The following is a 4,436-nucleotide window of genomic DNA, read 5'->3' on the forward strand; positions in this document are numbered from 1 at the left end:
GCTTTTTACATTTAAAATCAAATTATATTTGAGGTAGTTTCGGAATGTGAATTGTAGCTCTTATGGCTAAAGGTGGAGTTAATAGCAGGAGAATTTTAGTTTGAAGAATTTGACTATACATTCTATAATAGGGGATAATATTAAAAACCGGAAAGGAATGTGATAGTATGTCGGATAGAACCCCTAAGAATGGTGTAAACAGACTTATTCATGAAAAATCACCTTATCTGCTGCAGCATGCTTATAATCCTATTCAATGGTATCCTTGGTGTGATGAAGCTTTTGAAAAAGCAAAGCTTGAAGATAAACCTATATTTTTAAGTGTGGGGTACAGTACCTGTCATTGGTGTCATGTTATGGAGAAGGAGTCTTTTGAAGATCATGAGGTAGCAGATGTTCTTAATAAAAATTATATATCTATAAAGGTAGACCGTGAAGAAAGGCCGGATATAGATGAACTTTACATGAAATTCTGCATTGCTATGAGCGGCTCAGGAGGATGGCCTATGACAATAGTTATGACACCGGAGGGGAAACCTTTTTTTGCAGCAACATATATACCAAAAGAAGAAGGATACGGTATTAAAGGGTTGATTCAGCTGCTTAATGAGCTTACAGATTATTGGAGACATCAAAGAGATAGTGTAAAGGTGATTAGTGAAAATATATATTTAGAAGTGCTTAAAAATAAAGAATCTAAAAGTAATAAAATTTCTGAAAAGTCATTAGAAAATGCCGTTGATGATATAAGGGAGTATTTCGATAAAGAATATGGAGGCTTTGGTAGGAAACCGAAATTCCCTACACCACATGTAATTATTTTCTTATTGAAGTATTATAGCGTTAATAAATCAGAGCAATCATTAGAAATGGCTGAAACTACTTTAGTTAACATGTATAAAGGCGGGATATTCGACCACATAGGATATGGTTTTTCCAGATATTCAGTGGATAATAAATGGCTTATTCCACACTTTGAAAAGATGCTATATGACAATGCTCTGCTTCTTTATGCTTATTCTGAAGCGTTTTACTTAACTAAAAAGGACATATATAAGAAAGCTGCATACAGTATATACCAATATATCAGCAGAGAACTCACCTCAAATGAAGGTGGATTTTTCTGCGGTGAGGATGCTGACAGTGAAGGTGTTGAAGGAAAATTTTATTCCTTTACTCCGGAAGACATAATAAGTGTACTGGGAGAAAGAGAAGGGAATTTATATTGCAGCGTATATGGCATAACCACTGAAGGGAATTTTGAAGGCAAAAATATACCTAATTTGATAAATAAAGATATAAAGGACATAGAAAGAATTATAGCTGACACTGATGAGCTAAGAATTAAACTGTTCCAATATCGAGAAAAGAGGATTCACCCCTTTAAGGATGATAAAATACTCCTGAGCTGGAATGGATTAACCATTGCTGCATTAGCCCATGCCGCTGATATATTTACCGATGTAAACATGGAAAATGCGGCTATAAAAGGGTTTGAATTTATAGAAAATAATTTAATTGAAGAGGGAAGACTTAAAAGACGCTATAGAGCTGGTGAAACCGCTATAGATGGTTTCTTAGAGGATTATGCTTTTTACGTATTTTCATTATTGGAGCTTTATGATTTAACAAAAGAAAATAAATTTATAAATAAAGCTGAAGAATATATAGAAAGTATGATTGAACTATTTTTAGACCATAAGGAGCAGGGATTTTTTACAGCTGGAAGAGATTCTGCTAAATTAATCATAAACACTAAGGAAACCTATGACGGGGCAATTCCTAGCGGTAATTCCGCAGCTTTGTATGTAATTATAAGGTTCAATAAAATCAATAAAAAATATGATGCTCTTATAAATAGTCTTATTAAGTGTTATTCCGGTGATATAGATGAATATCCATTAGGACATACTATGTATCTTTGGGCTATGCTATTGAACAGCAATTAAAATCCAGTTATGAAAATTAAATATCTTTGTGACAGGTATAGCGCAAAATAAAAGTATATGTTACAATATAAACATAGTTAAATATTATTGGCGAGTTTTAGAGAGCCAGCACTTAAGCAGATGCTTATGGTGTGGCTCTTTTTTACTTTTTTTAATAAATAAGGAGGAGTATTTATGTATGATGTATTGGTTATAGGAGCAGGAGTGGTAGGAACTGCGGCAGCCAGAGAGTTATCCAGATATAACTTAAAACTATGCGTATTAGAAAAAAACTATGATGTTAATATGGGAACCTCAAAAGCTAACAGCGCTATTATACATGCAGGCTTCGATGCGAAACCTGGAAGCCTTAAAGCAAAGTTAAATGTTATGGGAAATCTGATGATGGATAAACTATCAGAAGAATTGGACTTCGAATTTCATAGAAACGGCTCTATGGTACTGTGTTTTGAGGAAGAAAACATACCTAAGCTGGAGGATTTAAGAATACAGGGAGAAAAGAACGGCGTTCCGGACTTGAGAATAATTTCCGGTGATGAGGCAAGAAGGAAGGAACCAACTTTAACTGATGATGTGAAGGCGGTGCTTTATGCTCCTACTGGAGGAATTGTATGTCCTTTTGGGATGAATCTGGCTTTTGCGGAAAATGCCTATGTTAATGGAGCGGAGTTTAAATTCAATTTTAATGTTAAAAGCATAAGGAAAGAAGATAATGCTTTTATAGTATCTGATGGAAGAGAAGAAATAAAGGGAAAATTTGTAGTAAATGCTGCAGGCGTTTATAGTGACGTTCTGAATAATATGGTGAGCAGCAGTAAGATTACAGTGAAACCACGAAAAGGAGAATACCTTCTCTTTGATAAAACCGCAGGAGAAAAGGTAAGAAGTACCATATTTCAACTTCCTACAAAGCTTGGAAAGGGAATTTTAGTCACTCCTACAGTACATGGAAATCTCCTTGTTGGACCCAATGCATTGGATATAGATGATAAGGAAGATGTAACAACAACAAAAGAGGGAATGTCAGAGGTCATAGAAAAAGCTGCCTTAAGTGTTAAGAATTTACCGATGAATATGGTTATTACTTCTTTTAGCGGATTAAGGGCAACAGGGAATTCTGGAGATTTTATTATTGGAGAAGCTGAAGATGCTCCTGGATTTATCAATGCAGCAGGAATAGAGTCGCCTGGATTATCGGCCTCCCCTGCAGTTGGTATTATGATAAAAGATATAATAGTTAATAAGCTGAATGCTGATAAGAAAGATAACTTTATTGAAAAGAGGAGAGGCATAATTAAATTCAGTGAATTAAGCAATGAAGAGAAGCAGGCTCTTATTGAAAAACAGCCTGAATACGGCAATATAATCTGCAGATGCGAGATGGTAACTGAAGGCGAAATTTTAGATGCTATAAGAAGACCCTTAGGAGCAAAGACCTTAGATGGAGTTAAGATAAGAACAAGAGCAGGTATGGGAAGGTGTCAGGCTGGTTTCTGCACTCCAAAGACTGTGGCGATAATTGCTAAAGAAATGAATATTTCTCCTTTAGAGGTTACAAAATTCGGAGAAGGTTCTAAGGTGTTAACTGGATTAAACAAAGAAAATATATAAAGGCGGGATAGTATGCAAAATTTTGATTTAGTGATAATCGGGGGAGGGCCTGCAGGATTAGCTGCTGCTATAAAGGCAAAGGAAGAAGGAGTAAACAGCATTTTAATCCTTGAAAGAGACGATCATTTAGGAGGAATACTTAATCAATGTATCCATAATGGATTTGGACTCCATACCTTCAAGGAAGAGCTCACAGGTCCTGAATATGCCCACAGATTTGTAGATAAAGTTAGGGAATTAAATATAGAGTATAAGCTTAATACCATGGTAATTGATTTAAATAAGGATAAGGAAATTACTGCAGTGAATTCTAAAGAAGGTGTATTGTCTATAAAGGCCAAAGCGGTAATTTTAGCTATGGGCTGCAGAGAAAGACCAAGGGGTGCTCTCACCATTCCAGGTAGCAGATGTACAGGTATATATACTGCAGGAACTGCTCAGCATTTTGTTAACATAGATGGTTATATGCCCGGTAAAAAGGTTGTGATTTTGGGGTCAGGTGATATAGGTCTCATAATGGCAAGAAGAATGACCTTTGAAGGAGCTGAAGTTAAAGCTGTTGTTGAATTAATGCCATACTCAGGAGGTTTAAATAGAAATATAGTGCAGTGTCTGGATGATTTCGATATACCTCTTATGCTGAGCCATACTGTAATTGAAATAAAGGGTAAGGAAAGGGTAGAAGGGGTAGTAATAGCTGAAGTTGACGATAAAAGGCAGGCTATTCCAGGAACCGAGGAGTACATCCAATGCGATACTTTACTGCTATCAGTAGGGCTTATTCCTGAAAATGATATTTCTAGAAAAGCAGACATTAACTTAAATAAAGTAACCGGTGGACCTATAGTAAATCAAAATTTAACTACCAGTATTCCA

Annotated in this window: 3 protein-coding genes; all 3 read left to right on the plus strand. The window is 35.6% G+C overall.

Translation table 11 applies throughout. The features are described from left to right. Positions 1-167 precede the first annotated feature (167 nt). Positions 168-1,949: a thioredoxin domain-containing protein gene (locus TA89_RS05130; protein ID WP_052447334.1), complete on the plus strand. Its 1,782-nt coding sequence runs from the start codon at positions 168-170 to the stop codon at positions 1,947-1,949. A gap of 174 nt (positions 1,950-2,123) precedes the next feature. Beyond that, the gene (locus TA89_RS05135) at positions 2,124-3,560 is read left to right on the plus strand and encodes an NAD(P)/FAD-dependent oxidoreductase (RefSeq protein WP_040211466.1); all 1,437 of its coding nucleotides are present in this window, start codon (positions 2,124-2,126) and stop codon (positions 3,558-3,560) included. Positions 3,561-3,572: 12 nt separating this feature from the next. After that, positions 3,573-4,436, plus strand: an 864-nt coding sequence (locus TA89_RS05140; protein WP_040211468.1) for an NAD(P)/FAD-dependent oxidoreductase, incomplete at its 3' end; no start/stop codon positions are given.

Origin of the sequence: Clostridium polynesiense, assembly GCF_000820705.1 — a bacterium.
Classification (GTDB): domain Bacteria; phylum Bacillota; class Clostridia; order Clostridiales; family Clostridiaceae; genus Clostridium_AA; species Clostridium_AA polynesiense.

Excerpts from the sequence above, each read along its gene's own strand:
- TA89_RS05130 (WP_052447334.1), top strand. The coding sequence starts at position 168 with ATGTCGGATAGAACCCCTAAGAATGGTGTAAACAGACTTATTCATGAA.
- TA89_RS05135 (WP_040211466.1), top strand. The coding sequence starts at position 2,124 with ATGTATGATGTATTGGTTATAGGAGCAGGAGTGGTAGGAACTGCGGCA.